The sequence below is a fragment of the Microvirga arabica genome, assembly GCF_016811235.1.
Lineage (GTDB): Bacteria > Pseudomonadota > Alphaproteobacteria > Rhizobiales > Beijerinckiaceae > Microvirga > Microvirga arabica.
Genome location: NZ_JAFBID010000041.1, coordinates 15,940 through 33,983 on the forward strand (window position 1 = coordinate 15,940; position 18,044 = coordinate 33,983).

The following is an 18,044-nucleotide window of genomic DNA, read 5'->3' on the forward strand; positions in this document are numbered from 1 at the left end:
CCATGCAGCCGGTTCGTTGGGGCATTTTGAGCACAGCTAAGATCGGCCGGACGAAGGTTGTTCCCGGTATGATGAAGAGCCCGCTCTGCCAGGTGGTCGCTGTCGCCTCAAGAAACGAAGAAGCCGCCCGTTCAATGGCTGCGGAGCTCGGGATCGAACGAGCCTACGGTTCCTACGAGGCGCTTCTCGCCGATCCGGATATCGAGGCGATCTACAATCCTCTCCCGAATCATCTCCACGTGCCGATGACGCTGGCAGCCACTGCCGCCGGCAAGCACGTGCTGTGCGAAAAACCGATTGCCATCACGGCCGATGAGGCGCGGGCATTGAAGCAGGTCCCATCAGAGGTGCTGGTCGCTGAAGCCTTCATGGTCCGCCACCATCCGCAATGGCAGCGCGCCCGTGAGATCATCCGATCCGGAGAGATCGGGGAACTGCGATCCATTCAGGTCATCTTCTCTTACTTCAACGTCGAACCTGACAACATCCGCAACAGGGCGGATATCGGCGGGGGAGGGCTCCTCGACATCGGCTGCTATGCGGTCGTGGCGGGGCGCTACTTCTTCGATGCCGAGCCGGTCCGCGTGGTCGCGCTCGTCGACCGTGATCCGTCCTTCGGGGTTGACCGAACAACGAGTGCCCTCATGGATTTCGGCGCGGGCCGGCAGCTCACGTTTATTGTTTCGACTCAATCAGTGCCGTTCCAGCGGGTGCAGATCCTCGGAACAAAGGGCCGCATCGAAATTGAGATCCCCTTCAACGCCCCGCCTGACCAGCCGACCCGCATCTACCTCGACGATGGCAGCCTGCACGGGAATCGTTCCGCCCGGGCAATCGAGTTCCCTGTCGTGGACCAGTACCAGCTACAGGGCGAGACCTTCAGCCGTGCGGTTCGTGGTGACACAGCCTTTGGCTATGGGTTGGAGGATGCACTCATGAACATGAGGATCCTCGATTCATTGCGGCGCTCGGAAGCCTCGTCAGGATGGGAGGCCGTGTAGCCTCAACATTAATAGCCCTTCCGCGGGACAGGGGGGCAGATCTGGATCCAGCGCACCCGGAGAAGAGGCCTGCTGCCTCCTTTGGGGCAACGGCGTCTCAGTGCCGGTACCTTCGTGGTAATCCGAATAAATTACTGCTCCCTGAGGATGACCGGTGCCCTCCGAGTGAGTGCATTGACCCGAATCCATGAGTTTGTGACATTATCCCTAGTCATTCCGTCTGGTGAAGGCTCCGCCTTGGGAGATTAGGAAGCCTGTGTGCATCAGAGTGAACAAAGGTATGTTGGCATGGATTTTCTTCCGGAGGTTGCCCACTCGTCCCTCAAGTTCGGCACAAGCGGCCTGCGTGGGCTTGTGGTGGAGCTGGACGGCGTCCCGGCCTTTGCCTACACCCGTGCTTTTGCGGAACTGCTCAAGGGGGACGGCTCGGCTGCCGCATCGAAAAATGTGGTGCTGGTCGGGAGAGATCTGCGCGAGAGTAGCCCCAGCATTGCCCAGATCTGCTGCGCCTCTTTGCAGGAAGCAGGGCTGATTCCGCTCGATTGCGGCGCTCTCCCTACGCCGGCGCTGGCCTATCATGGCATGCGCTTTGGCATTCCTGCGGTTATGGTCACTGGAAGCCATATACCAGAGGACCGGAACGGGTTGAAGTTCTACCGGGCTCAAGGTGAAATCGACAAGAACGACGAGGCCTCCATTCTGTCCTGGCATGCCAGGATGAGCATCGTCTCCGTTCCCGAGGGTGCAAGAGCTATCAGGGCTGCGACACCAGACATTGACCTGATAGCCGCTTACAACGAGCGCTATCGGGAGTTCTTCGGGGCAGGTTCCTTGTCGGGACTTACCGTCGGCGTCTATCAGCATTCCTCTGTCGCGCGCGACGTCATGGTCGAGGTGCTCGAGGCCCTGGGCGCCCGCGCGGTGCCGCTTGGGCGTGCGACAAGCTTCATCCCCGTGGATACCGAGGCACTGCGCTGGGAGGACGTCATCTTGGCCCGGCAATGGGCCGGTGAGCAGAAGCTCGATGCCATCGTCTCGACCGATGGTGACGCTGACCGCGCGCTGATCTCCGACGCCCGCGGGGCCTTCCTGCGGGGCGACCTTGTCGGGGCGATCACGGCCAAATATGTTGGTGCGGATGTTGTTGTAACGCCAGTCACGTCCAACTCTGCACTGGAAACCTCCGGCGTCTTCGAGAAAGTATTCCGAACCAAGGTTGGATCTCCCTACGTCATCGCGGGCATGGCGGAGGCCGCCCGATCCGGCGCGCGGACCATCATCGGGTTTGAGGCCAACGGCGGCGTTCTCCTCGGCTCCGATGTAGAGCGGGATGGCCGCCGGCTCGCAGCGCTTCCCACCCGCGACGCCATGCTGCCGATTCTTTGCGCCCTGGGCGAAGTCATCGCCCAGTCGCGGCCGCTTGCAGAAGTGGCAGCCGCTTTCGCCTTCAAGGCTGCGGCCAGCAATCGGCTGAAGAACGTGGCCACGGAAAAGAGTGCGGCCTTTGTATCGCGCCTGCAGGAGGACGAGGTCTTCCTCTCCGACCTTATGGCGCCGCTTGGAGGTGTTGCAGGGCAAGATGCCCGTGACGGCCTGCGGATTGCAGCCAAGAATGGGGAGGTCGTCCACTTCCGCCCCTCTGGCAATGCGCCGGAGTTGCGCGTCTATGTGGAGGCGTTGAGCCAGGAGCGCTCCGAGCAATTACTTGAATGGGGGCTGGCCGAGGCCGAGCGACGGGTCGGCTGAAGGTTCCGCTTTTCCTATCTCTCACCGTGAAAAGCTACGCTCGTCCCCGCTTGAAGCAGCCAAGATTGCCGCTGAAGCTGTCCCAGATCCCGTGGCACATGAGCTGTAGCCTTAAGGCCTGCTTGTCAGCGACCGTCGTGTATGTCACCAGAAATGCAAGGCTCCTGCTGATGAAATACAGCTTCCAGGCAGGAGCGGTGCAGGGCTGGCGAGCCAGCCAGAGCGCATTTCTGATCCAGTAATAGTTTCTTATCGGCACATGGACAGCGATCCGGCGCGATCCTATTCCCACGGTTCCACTGCCAAGACGGTGGTCGACAGCCGCAGTGGGAGACAGAAAACATCTGTACCCTGCCGCACGGGCTCGAAAGCACCATTCCACATCAACAAGGTCGATGAAGAGCTCCTCCTTGAATCCGCCCACGATCTCAACGACGGCGAGCGAAATCAACGAGCCTGAGGCGATGATGAAATCACTTTCCATGGGCTGGCTCCGACCCCTGAGCGAAACCCTGGAGATTCGGAGCCCTTTGGCACGATAAGCTCTCGTTTGGCGTTTGCTGTTAAGCTCGTAATAGGCAGGGCCTATGGCGGCCACTGCACCATGCTCGATTTCAAGAGCTTGCAAATTACGTGATAGGTCGCCAACAACGCCCGGGGCCAAGGTGGTATCCTGATCCAGCAGCAGGATGTGCGAGTAGCCTTCCGCCTGGGCAAAAGCAAGCCCTTGGTTTTGAGCTGCGGCAATCCCCAAATTCTGTTCATTCGCAATTACATGGGCAGTAGTCGACCGGACAATCTTTCTTATGTCGTTCGCATTGTCCGAGCCGTTGTCGACGACGACAATTCCATGAACCTGAGGGGCAACGGACTGCACGACCTTGGCCAATAGGGCCACGTCTGGATTATACGTAACCACGATGGCCACGATGCGCATCAACATTCTCCGGGATCGACAAGTCCTACTAAATCGATCCTAAAGGGCGGGCAAGCAGGCTCACTAATGCGCCGAAGACGAGCTTGACCATAAGCGACAAGCCGGCGGCCATTCTGGTTCCAGAAGCCAGCAGGAGCGAGTTGAGCTTGGTCGAGCAGGCGCGGAAATCCATGTCGGAGGCCTGCGAGGCCCCTGGACGAGGCCCTGGAGGGGCAGCGCCGACCGAATTCGGCAATGCGGAATGACAGAGACACCAGCCCGGACCTGCGGCCCGTTCGCGAAGCTCGCTGCCGGAGGGCGTTCAATGAGGCATGACGTCCCAGAAAGACTGGCCGAGCGTCTTGAGTCAGGTGGTTCCATTTCGGCGGGTCCCGCCCTTGGCGCTTTCCCGTATAGGCGATCTGGACCTGTTCCTCTATAGAGTGGCCCCGCGATCCTACGTGCGTGAGGCCGAGGTTTCTGATGCACAAAGACACTCTGCTGAAAAGACTCAATGATAAGACCGCCGTGGTCGGTATTGTCGGGCTGGGCTATGTTGGTCTGCCGCTGTCCCTTCGTTATTCGGAGGTCGGATACAAGGTCATCGGCTTCGACATCGACCAGGACAAGGTCGATGCTCTGAATAAGGGGCAGACCTATATCGAGCACATTCCAAATGAAAGAATTGCGAAGGCAATAAAAAGCGGCTTTGAGCCAAGCTCGGACCTGTCTCTATCCCGCAACTTGGACGCTGTAATTCTGTGCGTACCCACGCCTCTGACCAAGTATCGTGAGCCGGACCTGAGTTTTGTGTTGAGCACTGTGGATGCCCTCCTGCCATACCTGAGAAGCGGCCAAGTCGTGTCGCTGGAGAGCACGACTTATCCAGGCACAACCGAGGAGGAATTGCGTCCCCGGCTTGAAAACGAAGGATTCGTGGTGGGAGAGGATATGTTTCTCGTGTTTTCGCCGGAGCGTGAAGATCCGGGTAACGCGAGATTTAGCACGCATACTATTCCTAAGGTCTGTGGCGGCAGCACCCCATCCTGCCTCGAGGTTGGACTTGCTCTCTACGGTCAGGTCATCAACACGGTTGTGCCTGTCAGTTCCACGCAGGCAGCGGAGCTCACCAAGCTGCTCGAGAACATCCACCGTGCGGTCAATATAGGCCTTGTGAATGAGATGAAGATCATCGCCGATCGAATGGGGATCGACATCCACGAGGTCATTCGCGCGGCGGCAACCAAGCCGTTCGGCTTCGTGCCCTACTATCCTGGCCCCGGGCTAGGGGGGCACTGCATCCCGATTGACCCGTTTTACCTAACCTGGAAAGCGCGCGAGTATGGTCTTCATACGCGCTTCATCGAGCTCGCGGGCGAAGTCAACAGCGCAATGCCCGAATGGGTCGTTGGGAAACTTGCCGATGCTTTGAATGAGCGTGAGAGGCCAGTCCGCGGAAGCAGAATCCTTGTCCTCGGCATCGCGTATAAAAAGAACGTCAATGACATGCGGGAATCTCCTGCCGTCGAACTGATGAGCCTCCTTCAGGCTAAGGGTGCGCATGTCGAGTACAGTGACCCGCACGTCCCAAGCTTCCCGAAGATGCGGCGCTATTCCTTTGATCTCACCAGTGTCGAACTGACCCCCGAGGCACTGGCCAGCTATGACGTGGTTCTGCTGGCGACAGACCACGACAGGTTCGACTATGAGACGATTGAGAAACACGCGAAGCTGATAGTGGACACCCGCGGACGATATCTCGGCGTGCACAGCAAGGTGGTGAAGGCCTAATCCGGCTTCTGGCGTGGTTGAACCTTCAATCGCCGGAGCCACATCTTGGGCTGCTAGTGAAAATGCCCGGTCCGGCACTGTCTGAACCTCTTGAGTTGTCCCCCTGGCGCCAATTTGCCGAACTGCACGATGTGGTTTCCACGCATGACTCCAGCAGCAGCCCTGAATCAGGGGGAAAACTGATCCCAAGGATGCCAGCGGGAAGCTTTTTTCAGACCGGCAATCGCACCATCCTCTCCTATCTGACGAAACCTCTGTCCGATCCCTTGATCCAAGCCCTCGGGGGGAACAAGTGCCAGTTGAGCCAGGCTGAAGAGCTGCGGCGTCATTATCGTCGCTGCTCAGGAGCGATCTTTCCGCTGAGCGGACCGATTGGCACGTCCTCCTCCTGCAACGGAACGACCTTGGATGCGGCCAAACGGCAGGTCATTGGTCCGGCTCGTGCCACCTGATGTGAGCCAATCCCATAGCCTCTGAGTCCGGGGCATCTTAGGACGGCCTCAACTCCAAAGAGCCGGTGCGGCAAGAGCATGCACAGCAGAATGGTCCATTCCCGTGTTCCGACGTGAATTCAGGCGGGAGAGGGCTTTGCGGGAACGATCAACGTCATAGCGCACGGAACGGCTGTCCGCAGGCTCGTGCACGATCACTTATGCACAGGGGTGATGCGTCGCTAAGGGGCATGACTAATTTCGTTTCCCTGACCCTTCAGGCAGGAGAAGGTGTCCCTTCAAGATTCGGACGATGTCTGCAACCTCTTCCCTCGGGATGGCGAACCCGACAGCGCCGAAGGCTGGATGATCGAATGCGAGGAGAGATCCATCGATCTTTGCTACTTGAATGTACCAGTTTGGCCGATAGACTGTTTCAACACTCAAGCCTTCGAGGCATTGCATCGGCAAGCCCTGGATCATGCGCTGACGGGTGTGCCCCAGGAGGGTGATCAGCTTGCTCAACTGATCCAGGTTTAGCTCAACAGGTGATCCTGTCTCCCCTTCAGGGCAAATCTCCAAGATAGCCGTTTGTTGGTCATCAGAGATTTGAATACCAAGTCGTGTCCTTTTCATAAACATTCCCTCTCCAGTGAATGGAGTATAGCTTATGAAGCTGGAAATCACGACCCGGCAACACATTGTATACGGGGCAGACGCAGAGGAGGGAGCGCCGTGATCTGCTCACATGGTGCCATCGCGGTGCGACGATCTCCGGTTGGTGGTCCCAAGGCATCGCTGGCAAAATGGACCTATAGCCGTATCCTTGCGAACAGCAGCGAGCCAGCCTTTCCGCCATCGCCTGCTTGCGCGAGTCCAAGAAGCCCGTCCCAAGCACCCCTGGTCCAGCATCCATCTGAGCACCCCATCCGCTGCGCCTCCGGTGCGGTTTCACATCGCGGGTGGGTGCGTTCAGGACAGGCTCGGGAGCCATCGTTTGATCAGCGCTCCTCGGGTCAGGTCAAAGCCAGGAGGCTAGGACTGCCTTTTGGCTCCTCGGAGGACATTTTAACTCGGGAGAGTGAGTATGGCATGAAGGGGTGAACAAGCGGGAGCCTTGATTTCGCGTGTTGCGTCGGGGCCTTTTGTCGTCGTCAGGGCTGTGCCGCCGTCTGTGAAGATCGAAGGGCCCGGAGAGTGTCCGCATCAAGCCGTCCGGTTGCTGAGAGGCCTTGAGCCAGCTGGAAAGCCTCAACTGATCGGCGGGTACCTGGGCCGAACACCCCGTCCGCTTCCAATTGCCCGTATCCCAGCTTCGTGAGCGCTTCCTGCGCCTCGCGGATCTCTTCCTTAGAAAGTGAGGCGCTGGCTTCTACGGATCGGGCGGGGCTCACTTGAGGGGATGTTGTCTCTTGTGGGTCCGCTGCCTGGGCTGGATCGTTGGAAGGCTGAGGGCGTATCGCATCGATCTGGCCACTGACGCGGCCTCGAAGATACTCGAGATGTTGAAGCTCCTGAGTTGTGGCAGCGATCTGCTTTCGGAGGTGCTGCAGGTCCTGGTGTTCCTCTTGGAACTGCGCCAGCTCGGCAGCAAGAGCATCACGCTCTGCGGCGGCCTCCGCAGCAGCTTGGGACAAGCGTGCAATCTCAGCCTGTACGTCAGCGTCAGGAGATCGAAAGCCTAGGACTGATAGACCGTAAAGCGCCCATCCCGTAACGGCCGCCAATAGTGTCAAACGTCTCATCATCACGCAACCCGCTGCAATCTTGCTTCATATCTGCCGCTGATATGGGCAGCCCAGCATATGGTAGGAAGGGGTGAAGTTTCCGGGGAATCTCTCACGTCGCAAATGACTCCAGCAGGTCTGCGGCAATTGCTGGCACGTCGGTGATCGCTTGCCGGTTGCGGCGCATCCATAGCCGGTGCAACAGCGGACGAGGTATCAGACGGTCGTATTTCGCGTTGGCAAAGTCATCAGACCATAGACATGAGTTTTCTAAATCTGTTGGTCCGTAACAAAGGATGCGGTCGAGCGCTGCCGCGATCTGATCCAGGGATGCGTCCGCTGTGGAAATAACGAGATCATGAGCCTGCGCCTTGACCTGCTCTTTGCGCAAGGTGTCTGCAAAGACATGACAGGCTCCCGAGCCCCTCCATGGGAACAGGTGCACACCTCCGTTCGACGCGATCACGCGTGTCTCGGCCAAGCCATACAAGCTGGGAACGCTACAGCTTTACAAGAAAATAGAATGTCATTATTGATGCCCTGCATGCGGCGAAATGCGCAACGCTCACGCCTCGATCTGCAAGTTGCATAAAGTTTTTACCTAATTATTGGTAGGATCTTATTCGAATAAAGAAACAGAAGCCAGAAGCCTCATCAAAAGAGGCTCGGTGAATGTTGGGGCATTGCAGCATGATTTTGAATCCCGGTGTCGCTCCGAGCGGCAACTTCTCGTTGTCTGATTGGAAAATAACTCTTCCAATCGATTCCTTCGGCACAATCAGCGGCACGGCCACCGAGATCAAATCCCTCTCCGGATATCAGCACTCAAGTTATTTCTACACCGCCAGCGATGGAGCCATGGTGTTCTATGCTCCGGTCGACGGTGCAACAACGAGCGGCTCCAAGTATGCGCGCTCCGAACTTCGGGAAATGAAAGGCGTTGCAAAAGCCGCCTGGAGCCTCAACGAGGGCGGTCTCCTGAATGCAACCCTTGAGGTCGATCAGGCTCCAATTCGTTTCGATGGCTCAGCCGGACGCGTCGTGGTTGGTCAGATCCACGGCCAAAATGACGAACTGGTTCGCCTATACTGGGAGAACGGATCAGTTTACTTCGTCAACGACCGGGCAGGGTCGCACAATTCGGAAACAACCTTCAAGCTCACAAACAGCATCGGACAGACACCGAACGTATCCCTGAACGAGCGGTTCTCGTACATCATCGATGCAAAGGGTGACGACCTGAAAGTCAGCGTCCTGGCTGACGGTCAGACATACTCGTCCAGCACCCGCATCAATGATGTGTGGGATACGGATACGTTCTACTTCAAGGCCGGTACGTATCTCGGAGTCAACGAGACACAGGGTTTCGGGGCAGGGCAGACTTCGTTCTATGCGCTGGACTTCACCCATACCACGGACACCTCGGGGAACACCGTGGTGCCGGATGTGCCGATGTCGCTACGCCCGAGTACGTCGAAAGCCATTGAGAATATCGCAACCTGCGCCTTGCAGTACATCGCATCCTATGGAGACCTAGCTAACGCTCTTGGTGCAAATGCTGCCGAAGGAAGCAAGCACTTCTCCGCCTATGGCCAAAAGGAAGGACGCGGTCTTCTGTTCAATGGCCTTGAGTATATTGCTTCCTATAGTGATCTGACCGCAGTGTTCGGCGGCAATGCGGAGGCCGGTGCTCTGCACTACATCACATGCGGACGAGGCGAGAACCGGCAGATCACCTTCAACGGATTGGAATACATCGCATCCTATGGTGATCTCGTTCAGGCGTTTGGTGCGAATGCAGATGCAGGCGCTGCGCATTATATCGACTGGGGGAAGAGTGAGGGTCGGCAGGACATCTTCGACTCTCAAGCCTATGTCGCGCGTTATGCTGATCTGCAGGCTGCCTTTGGCAGCGATTTGATCGCGGTGACCCAACACTACATCACACACGGCTACTATGAGGGCCGCGTGTGGATGTAGCCTTAATCGTGCACGACGCCCGCAAGGGCAGATGATCGCCCGTTCTCGTCACGGCGGGCGAAAATCTGCGGCCGCTCGAGACTAATCAACGGTGCTGGGAGGACGGAAAGCTTCAGGCCTCTATCCTGGTTCGAACATCGATAGTCGCCTTCAATGGGGATCGGCGTAGCATCACCTGAACAGCCCACCATTTTTACTATGGGTGTTTCGCGGAAGGTACGTACGCGACCCACGAAGGCTGTGCGCATCCGGCTTGCGGGCAACCAAGGGGCAGCCGCCAGAGGGCTGGCAACTCATCTGCGGTGCACAGTTCGCAGAAGCGTTGTGCCAGCGTTCAAGCGTCCGCATCGTCCTCTGTGAGAGTCCGCTTATGGTGAGGGTGAAGTCTGTCAGTGAGTCAAATCCGCTCCTCGACCGACAACGTATCGCTTCACGAGGATGGGGCGTGATGACCATCAAACTTTCGATCCCTTGATGCAGGTTCGCAATCACACAAATTACGCTCGCCGAGCACTCGCTCGTTGCTGGGCGTTGGAAGCGAGTTGGAGCCAGAGCGCGGGAAGAACTCCCCAGGCGGTCTGAGGCGCCTGGGGCGCTTAAAGGTATCAGAGTGTTCGCCTACCCTACGATCGAGTCTGGGAAGGCGGAGCGTCCCTCATAGATGCCGTAGGCTAGATAATGCTCGAGTGGGTTTACCCCGGCCGCGGCGACATCGGTGTAGGTGGCGAGATATGCGTCTGTGTCGAACGCTCCTGAGGGATCCCGCCCTTCCTTCCAGCCGAACGCGTTGTAGTGCTCGAGCGGGTTGACCCCAGCGGCCGCCACGTCGCCATAGGCCTGCAGGTACGCACTCGTGTCGAAGAAGGCGTTGGGATCGCGCCCCTCCTTCCAGCCGTACGCCGCGTAGTGGTGTTCTGGATCTACACCCGCGGCTCGTACATCAGAATTCCGGGCCAGATAGAATCCGTCATCAACCAGAACATACCCATCCGTGGGACCTGAGGCGGGAGGCGTCGCTTCTGCTGCCGAATAGCCAAAGTTCTGAGTGACAACAGCAGCATCCCAACCCTGCAGATTACCGATCTCGATGCCGATTCCGATTTCCTCAAAGGCTGGGTTCAGAATGTTGGCGCGATGGCCAGGGCTGTTCATAAGATTTTGATGCATCAGTTGGACTTCGTCCATGTACCCGTCAGGGGCACGAAGGGACACCCACGCAATGTTTTCTCCAGATCCGTAGGCTCCCGTGAACTGGTACCCTGCCGCTTCCATGCGCCCATGGGGAGCCGATCCGTTCATGCCTTGGTGCGAAAAGCTGTCAGCGGCAAGCATCCACTGGCTGTGACGTTCTGAGGAAGTCTGAAGGGTGCTATCAAGGATGAGAGGGCGTGCTCCGACTGCGGCTCTCTCCGCATTGATAAGCTCTAACATATATTGTTCAAATGCAGTTGGTAGTGACATTGGCTGATCCGAATGATCTCTTGAAAGAATTTGGGTGCCACACGAGCAGTTCTTCAAAAGCCCTCTGGCAAGGCCCCTAGGGGATGCGCAACCGATACGGCAGAAGAATGGCAGCGCTCAGATCTGCAACCCTGTGGGGCTTCGCCACGGTAAGCAGTCTCCTGACTATCGGCTGAGGGAGCAGAGTTCCTTCAGGACTCACAGCGCCCGGTGCTAAGCCCGAGACAAGGCGGCGATGTTAGTCACCGGTTAAAATCATCCTCAATCAGCAGCGTACGAATTGGTTCAAGAGGTCAGCAAAGATCAGTCTTTGAACTGTCGTTCTCGCAAGGCTACAAGCCGACGCTTGAAGGAAGCCTCACGCCGTTGCTGCGAGGCAGTGCAACGATCCTCTAAAGCTGGGCGTTTTTGATAAAACTCGGGTTGGTGGCGGAGTGGTCCCGGATAAACACCTTCCTGGTCATCCCGCAGGCTATTGTTGTTGCGTAGTGGTCATCCAGAGTGAATGCACTTTGTCATAAAGTTTCGCTGCGGCAGGCATTGTAGGTCAGCGATGCGACGTCGCGAGTTCTAGCATCAGGAACATAGACCTTTCGCTGCGCGTTCAGAGGACTCGGTGAGCGCCGGGGAACGCTTCTAGGAGGACATGATGTCGATCAACTGGCTTGTGATTGTGCCGACGCCCAAAGGTGTGGATATTCCAACCTATGGCAACTATGGGGGGCCGAACTACACTGACGGACGGGTGCTCCAGCCCGGCGAAGTGACTCCGCTCACCACGCCCCCCGTTGATGCCCTCGATGCGCTTTTCAGGGAGCATGACCGTGCCTATGGCGCGTCAGCTGACCCCTTGGTCTTGGCCCGAGCCGATCTCGCTCTGATCCGTGGGATTGCGGGTCTGACGGACGCCGAATTGTCCGATGAAGCCCATTTGTATGGTGGTGCGGCGCAACTGGCTTTCATTGATCAGATCAACAACAGGTGGGGGCACCCCGAGCTGTTCCAGCCTGGGGAGGAGGAGCTACTGGCGCAGGATGCCCTCCGCAACATTGAGCAGGGCAGGGTCACACCGGACGGCGGCGAGATTGCGGCGGTTCCCGAACGCTTGGACGACTTGCTGGATTATGCCTTCGGGGGCTCGACCAGCGTTCCTGCCGGGAGCAGCGATATTCTTGTAGACGACGTGTTCTATCTTGGTCGCAACCCTGATGTTCGGGCGGCTGGTGTTGACCCGGACGATCACTATGCGGCGTATGGCTGGCAGGAGGGTCGCAACCCGAATGCCTTCTTCAACACCAATGCCTACCTGTCGGCCAACCAGGACGTGGATGCGGCCAACATCAACCCGCTCGACCACTACCACCAGAACGGCTGGAAGGAGGGGCGTGACGCGTCGGTGAGCTTCGACACCACCCTGTACCTGATCAACAACGCTGACGTGAAGGCCGCCGGCATCGATCCGCTCGAGCACTTCCTGGCCTATGGCCGCTTCGAGGGCCGGCAGGCGTACACGGCCGTGGGGCAGGCCGTGCAGGGCACGTTTGATGCCGAGTACTACCTGTTGGCCAACCCGGATGTGGGGCTGGCGGATGTGGATGCGGCCTTCCACTTCACCACCTATGGCTGGAAGGAAGGACGGGACCCCAACGCCTACTTCGACACCAGCGCGTACCTGGCGGCTTATGCCGATGTGGCGGCCGCCGGGGTGGACCCGCTCGAGCACTACAACACGCATGGCTGGAAGGAAGGGCGCGATCCGTCAGGGGCGTTCGACACCTCGAGCTACCTGGCCACCTATGCGGATGTGGCGCAGGCCAACATCAACCCGCTGGCGCACTACCTGAAGTTCGGCATCTACGAGGGACGCCAGGCATTCGGTGACAGCATCATCGGGTAAAAACTCTTTGCAGCAAACAAGTTGACAGCAACCTTGAGCCAGCGGGCGACGGGCTCCCACCGGGAGTCCGTCGCCCAAGTTCATTTATGGATCTGCAATCTACAGCAACGCGCCCGACATTGGATAATGATTTGCGGCGGGAAATGATTCTGGAACAAAGAGATAGCGTTGGTGTGCTGGCTCTGTCAGAACCGCCATTGCTCTAGCATGGATGTGCAATCCAATGGGTATCAATAAAGCGAGCCCACACTCTGCCGGAAGTGCGCTGGCACCCTTATTGTAGGTGCAAAGTGTCATCCCGAGGTGGTGCTGATACCGAGTAGAGCTAACTCAAAATTTCTCCACAATGAAGGATAGAGCCACTTTTCTTTGGGTTCGGGAGCCATCCTTATGAGGGCAATCGTTCACGTCACAGGAAACGTAATATGGCCCTTGTCATTAATGCCGCGCAATACGGCGCCAACCCGAATGATGCTTTCGACGATACTGCTGCTATCAACAATGCTCTCAAAGCAGCGCACGACGCTTATATGAGCAATCCATCGGCGGGACCAGTCACGGTATCCCTTCAGGCCGGTACCTTCATCGTCTCGGGAACGGCGGACAAGAGCGAGGGGGCCGTTTCGATGCTCACGGGTACGACGCTCCAAGGCGCGGGTATGGGGCAGACCGTCCTCAAGGTGGCTGACAGCTGGAGGGGCGACATTACGGGTGTGGTGCGCACACCATTTAACGAAGTCACGACGGATGTAGGCCTGTTTGATCTTACCATTGATGGCAACCGTGATCAGGTGACTCTCGGCAAGATTGATGGATTCTATACCGGTGTGCGTCCTGGCAGCACGGAACAAGATGCGAATATCCACGTCGCCCGTGTCGAGATCATGGACTGCTCCGGATATGGCTTTGATCCACACGAGCAAACTATTAATCTATTGATCGAGGACAGCGTCGCACACGGCAATGGGCTCGACGGCTTTGTGGCCGATTACATCGTCGATAGCATTTATCGGGGCAACATAGCCTATGGGAATGACCGCCATGGCTTCAATGTCACCACAACCACAACCAACTTTATTCTCGAGAATAACGAAGCCTACGGCAACGGCTCGGCAGGAATTGTTGTGCAACGTGGTTCGGAAAACATCCCTTGGCCGAACAACATTGACATCATCGGTGGCACCTATCACGACAATGTCCGCGAGGGTATTCTCCTGAACCTAGCTGACGATGTTACCATTACCGGTGCGACGATCTACGGCAATCTGCGGCAGGGTGTTCGGATTGAGGGCTCAACGGACACGGTTGTTCAGAACAGCCAGATCTTCAACAACTCGCAAGCGGGGGAAAGTGCCTACGATGAAATCAGCATCCGCTTGCGTGTCGATGCTGTGACGGGCCAAACCTACTACTCAACCAACACTCAGATCCTGAACAACACGATCTACTCCAACGGAGCCATCAATGCCCGCTATGGCATTCGCGAGGAGCCGACAAACGATGACGCTGGTGCCACAGCAACATTCGTTTCGGGGAACAACATTTCTGGCATGAATTCAGGGACGATCTCGCTCCCGGGCGGCACTAACCCACCTAAGCCACCGGTTGAGCCATCTTCCGATGCGCAGGCGCTTGTGGATGACAGCTACTATCTTGCGCTTTATCCTGACGTGAAGGCGGCCGGTGTTGACCCGGACGATCACTATGCGACGTTTGGCTGGCAGGAGGGCCGCAACCCGAATGCCTTCTTCAACACGAATGCCTACCTGTCGGCCAACCAGGACGTGGATGCGGCCAACATCAACCCGCTCGACCACTACCACCAGAACGGCTGGAAGGAGGGGCGTGACGCGTCGGTCTCCTTCGACACCACCCTGTACCTGGTCAACAACGCTGACGTGAGGAATGCCGGCATCGATCCGCTCGAGCACTTCCTCGCCTATGGCCGCTTCGAGGGCCGGCAGGCGTACACGGCGGTGGGGCAGGCCGTGCAGGGCACGTTTGATGCCGAGTACTACCTGCTGGCCAACCCGGATGTGGGGCTGGCGGATGTGGATGCGGCGTTCCACTTTGCCAACCATGGCTGGAAGGAGGGGCGGGACCCCAACGCCTACTTCGACACGAGTGCGTACCTGGCGGCTTATGCCGATGTGGCGGCCGCCGGGGTGGACCCGCTCGAGCACTACAACACCCACGGCTGGAAGGAAGGACGCGATCCGTCAGGGGCGTTCGACACCTCGAGCTACCTGGCCACCTATGCGGATGTGGCGCAGGCCAACATCAACCCGCTGGCGCACTACCTGAAGTTCGGCATCTACGAGGGACGCCAGGCATTCGGTGACAGCATCATCGGGTAAGTCGCGAGGCTCTTGCTGAAAGCAATACCGTTATGCCGCCCGTCTTGCGCAAGCAAGGCGGGCGATTGTTTGAATCAAAGTATCTGAATTTTCCTGGCTTTCGCAGTCTTATCGGTTCGGATCCTGTCGCAACAGTGATGGGCATGTTCATGGAGGGAGGAAGCTGGCTAACGAGAGTTGAGAAGGCGAAGGCAAGGTTCTCGCCAAAGTCGTCGGAACATTTCGACACGTGTGCCGACAAGCCCGAGTCCGGCAGAATACGCAAAACTACGTAGACGACACGACGCATTGCACAGCGGCTTTCGTTTCTTGATAAAGCCACATTCTCAATTTAAGTAATAACATTGCGTGCAGGAGCTTCGGGCTCGGCTGGACAGCCTAGACCGTCTGGCCGAATTGCGTGCCGAGGCAGCACTGCTCATAAAACCTTAGCTTTTGTAGTCCTTGGGGCAGACATCATGGTAGCGGTCACGTCTTACAATCTGACGGGTAATCCGTACATCGACGGGCTCCTGGGCGATCGGAAATGGGCCACCACCAGCTTCACGTTCAGCTTTCCCACCAGTGGATCCTATTACGGGGCGAACTACGGCTCGGGTGAGAACGTCACCAATTTCGGCGCACTCAACGCGGCCCAGCAGACCACGATCCGCTCCGTGTTGAAGATGTACGCCTCGGTAGCCAATCTCAGCTTTACCGAGATCACTGAGACCGCAGCGCAACACGCGGATTTGCGCTTTGCCATGTCGGATACCCCGAGCACGGCCTGGGCTTATTATCCGACGACCGCAGCTGAGGGTGGGGACGCGTGGTTTAACAAGTCCACCGGCTCCTACAGCAAGCCTTTTAAGGGCAACTACGCCTATCTGACGTTCGTACACGAGATCGGCCACGCACTCGGGCTGGAGCATCCGCACGAGAACGGTTTGCCGGCTGACCGGGACTCCCTGGAATACACGATCATGAGCTACCGCTCCTACGTGGGCGCAGCACTTGATGGCGGCTACATCAACGAAACCTGGGGCTATGCTCAGTCCCTGATGGCGCTCGACATCGCGGCCCTGCAGCACCTGTATGGCGCCAATTATGCCACCAACGGCGGCAACACGGTCTATTCGTGGAGCGCCACCACCGGCGAGATGTTCATCAACGGCGTGGGGCAGGGCGCCCCGGGCGGCAACCGCATCCTGCAATCTGTCTGGGATGGGGGCGGCCAGGATACGTATGATTTCTCCAATTACTCCACAAATTTGACCATTGATCTGAGCCCAGGTGCATGGAGCACGACGTCTAGCACGCAGTTGGCGAAGCTTCATTGGGATGGATCGAAGGTTGCGGCGGGGAACATCTCCAACGCGTTGCTGTACCAGGGCAACACGGCCTCGCTTATTGAAAATGCCCGGGGCGGAGCAGGCAGCGACGTGATCAGCGGCAACCAGGCGAACAACACGCTGTTTGGCGGTGGCGGCGATGATCGTCTCTTCGGGGGCGGCGGCAACGACACACTGGACGGGGGAGCCGGGTGGGATACGGCCGTGTTCAGTGGGCTGCTCTCGCAATACAGCATCCAGCACCGGTCGGACGGCTCGATCGGTGTTGCGGACCTGAGATCCGTCGGATCAGACGGGACAGATATCCTCTGGAGCATTGAGGCCTTCCAGTTCAGCGACGGTCTATACGCCTCCTCTGAGATCGGCTCTCGGGTTGTACTGGCATCGAAGAACACATCAGTAGCCGCGTTGAAAACCACGTTCACGGCTCAAGCGTATCTCGCGGCAAACTTGGACGTCGCTGCGGCGGGAATTGACCCGCTGGAGCACTTCGTTCGGTATGGCGCGGCCGAAGGACGCGCAGGGAGTGGGGTGAACCCCGTCCAAAGCGTGGGGCGGAGCATTACAAAAGGCTTCGATGCCGATTTCTACCTGATGACCAATCCGGACGTAGCAGCAGCTGGGATCAACCCGCTCGACCACTACAACAGCTTCGGATGGAAGGAGGGGCGGGATCCGAACGCTGATTTCGACACAAGTTACTATCTTACCCTTTATCGGGATATTGCTGCCGCCGGAATCAACCCGCTCGACCACTACTCGAGCTTTGGCTGGCGGGAAGGGCGTGATCCCTCGAGTCAATTTGACACAACCTCGTATCTGGCCGCCAATCCGGATGTCGCTGCAGCCGGTATCAACCCGCTGGACCACTTTCTCAGCAATGGCATCTATGAGGGACGAAGCGCGTGGGATGTTGTGGCCTAAGCCAAAGAGTTTAGGCGATATTCTAACAGCAGCCAGGATCAGGCGAATGCATTGGGCTGAGGGGACAGTGCAGTAGGGATTTGTGCCTCCGCAACCAAGCTGCCGCGGGGAGATTTTCAGACCGAAAGATCACAGACCAGGGCGCAGCGAAGTCATACGACGCGCGTGAGCGGTCCTGTTACAACTGCGTGCGACCGAACATCCCACAGGCTTCGACACCGTGGGGGTGTTATCTGCTCGGCAGCCGCATTAAGCTGGTTAGAAAAGATGTCTCCTTTGTATTTCTAAGTTATTTCTGGCTATTCTTGTGTGTCCGAGAGCCAAGCTTGCGGCATTATTTTTGCTGATATTGAATATTTATTGCGATTTGGTTCAAAGACGCTGGCTTTATCAGGAATAATGCTCCTCGCTGCTTCTATCGGTCTGACCCTGTGAACCTTGCCTCCTGTCATCAAATTTGATAGCTGCCAAACACGTTTCAC

The 18,044-nt window shown here is 57.7% G+C and carries 13 protein-coding genes; 8 read left to right on the forward strand and 5 right to left on the reverse strand.

The window, feature by feature from the left end; all coding sequences use genetic code 11:
• The first annotated feature begins 2 nt into the window (after positions 1-2).
• Complete coding sequence (locus JQC81_RS19075; protein ID WP_203273362.1) at positions 3-1,001, forward strand: Gfo/Idh/MocA family protein; 999 nt, start codon at positions 3-5, stop codon at positions 999-1,001.
• Between the two features lie 288 nt (positions 1,002-1,289).
• Entirely contained in the window at positions 1,290-2,747 is a 1,458-nt protein-coding gene (locus tag JQC81_RS19080) for a phosphomannomutase (RefSeq protein ID WP_203273363.1), read from the forward strand.
• 34 nt (positions 2,748-2,781) lie between these two features.
• Here the strand turns inward: JQC81_RS19080 and JQC81_RS19085 are convergent, their stop codons facing one another.
• Positions 2,782-3,684, reverse strand: a complete 903-nt coding sequence (locus JQC81_RS19085) for a glycosyltransferase family 2 protein (RefSeq protein ID WP_203273364.1) — start codon at positions 3,682-3,684, stop codon at positions 2,782-2,784.
• Positions 3,685-4,146: 462 nt separating this feature from the next.
• Between JQC81_RS19085 and JQC81_RS19090 the strand changes: the two genes are divergently transcribed.
• Complete coding sequence (locus JQC81_RS19090; RefSeq protein ID WP_281400311.1) at positions 4,147-5,454, forward strand: nucleotide sugar dehydrogenase; 1,308 nt, start codon at positions 4,147-4,149, stop codon at positions 5,452-5,454.
• Between the two features lie 686 nt (positions 5,455-6,140).
• Here JQC81_RS19090 and JQC81_RS19095 read toward each other — a convergent pair.
• Together JQC81_RS19095 and JQC81_RS34145 are read right to left on the reverse strand one after the other, a co-directional pair.
• On the reverse strand, positions 6,141-6,527 hold the full coding sequence (locus tag JQC81_RS19095; protein ID WP_203273365.1) for a hypothetical protein: 387 nt from the start codon (positions 6,525-6,527) through the stop codon (positions 6,141-6,143).
• A gap of 512 nt (positions 6,528-7,039) precedes the next feature.
• Positions 7,040-7,279, reverse strand: a complete 240-nt coding sequence (locus JQC81_RS34145; RefSeq protein ID WP_312887556.1) for a peptidoglycan-binding domain-containing protein — start codon at positions 7,277-7,279, stop codon at positions 7,040-7,042.
• Between the two features lie 108 nt (positions 7,280-7,387).
• Here JQC81_RS34145 and JQC81_RS33265 point away from each other — a divergent pair, with 108 nt between their 5' ends.
• Complete coding sequence (locus JQC81_RS33265; protein WP_246520526.1) at positions 7,388-7,570, forward strand: hypothetical protein; 183 nt, start codon at positions 7,388-7,390, stop codon at positions 7,568-7,570.
• A gap of 154 nt (positions 7,571-7,724) precedes the next feature.
• Here the strand turns inward: JQC81_RS33265 and JQC81_RS19105 are convergent, their stop codons facing one another.
• Positions 7,725-8,003 carry a hypothetical protein gene (locus JQC81_RS19105; protein ID WP_203273367.1) on the reverse strand — a complete coding sequence of 93 codons (279 nt, stop codon included), beginning with the start codon at positions 8,001-8,003 and terminating at the stop codon, positions 7,725-7,727.
• A 299-nt stretch (positions 8,004-8,302) separates the two neighbouring features.
• Here JQC81_RS19105 and JQC81_RS19110 point away from each other — a divergent pair, with 299 nt between their 5' ends.
• Positions 8,303-9,592, forward strand: coding sequence for a polysaccharide lyase family 7 protein (locus JQC81_RS19110; protein WP_203273368.1), 1,290 nt, complete (start codon positions 8,303-8,305; stop codon positions 9,590-9,592).
• Between the two features lie 618 nt (positions 9,593-10,210).
• Here the strand turns inward: JQC81_RS19110 and JQC81_RS19115 are convergent.
• Positions 10,211-11,053: a CAP domain-containing protein gene (locus JQC81_RS19115; protein ID WP_203273369.1), complete on the reverse strand. Its 843-nt coding sequence runs from the start codon at positions 11,051-11,053 to the stop codon at positions 10,211-10,213.
• Positions 11,054-11,702: 649 nt separating this feature from the next.
• Here JQC81_RS19115 and JQC81_RS19120 point away from each other — a divergent pair.
• The 3 genes from JQC81_RS19120 to JQC81_RS19130 all read left to right on the forward strand — a co-directional run bounded on the left by JQC81_RS19120 (position 11,703) and on the right by JQC81_RS19130 (position 17,562).
• Positions 11,703-12,950 carry a phospholipase A2 family protein gene (locus tag JQC81_RS19120; RefSeq protein WP_203273370.1) on the forward strand — a complete coding sequence of 416 codons (1,248 nt, stop codon included), beginning with the start codon at positions 11,703-11,705 and terminating at the stop codon, positions 12,948-12,950.
• A 425-nt stretch (positions 12,951-13,375) separates the two neighbouring features.
• Positions 13,376-15,307: a right-handed parallel beta-helix repeat-containing protein gene (locus JQC81_RS19125; protein WP_203273371.1), complete on the forward strand. Its 1,932-nt coding sequence runs from the start codon at positions 13,376-13,378 to the stop codon at positions 15,305-15,307.
• 458 nt (positions 15,308-15,765) lie between these two features.
• Positions 15,766-17,562: a M10 family metallopeptidase gene (locus JQC81_RS19130; protein ID WP_203273372.1), complete on the forward strand. Its 1,797-nt coding sequence runs from the start codon at positions 15,766-15,768 to the stop codon at positions 17,560-17,562.
• Positions 17,563-18,044: the final 482 nt, after the last annotated feature.

Excerpts from the sequence above, each read along its gene's own strand:
- JQC81_RS19090 (WP_281400311.1), top strand. The coding sequence starts at position 4,147 with ATGCACAAAGACACTCTGCTGAAAAGACTCAATGATAAGACCGCCGTG.
- JQC81_RS19085 (WP_203273364.1), bottom strand. The coding sequence starts at position 3,684 with ATGCGCATCGTGGCCATCGTGGTTACGTATAATCCAGACGTGGCCCTA.
- JQC81_RS19120 (WP_203273370.1), top strand. The coding sequence starts at position 11,703 with ATGTCGATCAACTGGCTTGTGATTGTGCCGACGCCCAAAGGTGTGGAT.
- JQC81_RS19080 (WP_203273363.1), top strand. The coding sequence starts at position 1,290 with ATGGATTTTCTTCCGGAGGTTGCCCACTCGTCCCTCAAGTTCGGCACA.
- JQC81_RS19130 (WP_203273372.1), top strand. The coding sequence starts at position 15,766 with ATGGTAGCGGTCACGTCTTACAATCTGACGGGTAATCCGTACATCGAC.
- JQC81_RS19110 (WP_203273368.1), top strand. The coding sequence starts at position 8,303 with ATGATTTTGAATCCCGGTGTCGCTCCGAGCGGCAACTTCTCGTTGTCT.
- JQC81_RS19095 (WP_203273365.1), bottom strand. The coding sequence starts at position 6,527 with ATGTTTATGAAAAGGACACGACTTGGTATTCAAATCTCTGATGACCAA.
- JQC81_RS19075 (WP_203273362.1), top strand. The coding sequence starts at position 3 with ATGCAGCCGGTTCGTTGGGGCATTTTGAGCACAGCTAAGATCGGCCGG.
- JQC81_RS33265 (WP_246520526.1), top strand. The coding sequence starts at position 7,388 with ATGTTGAAGCTCCTGAGTTGTGGCAGCGATCTGCTTTCGGAGGTGCTG.
- JQC81_RS19115 (WP_203273369.1), bottom strand. The coding sequence starts at position 11,053 with ATGTCACTACCAACTGCATTTGAACAATATATGTTAGAGCTTATCAAT.
- JQC81_RS19125 (WP_203273371.1), top strand. The coding sequence starts at position 13,376 with ATGGCCCTTGTCATTAATGCCGCGCAATACGGCGCCAACCCGAATGAT.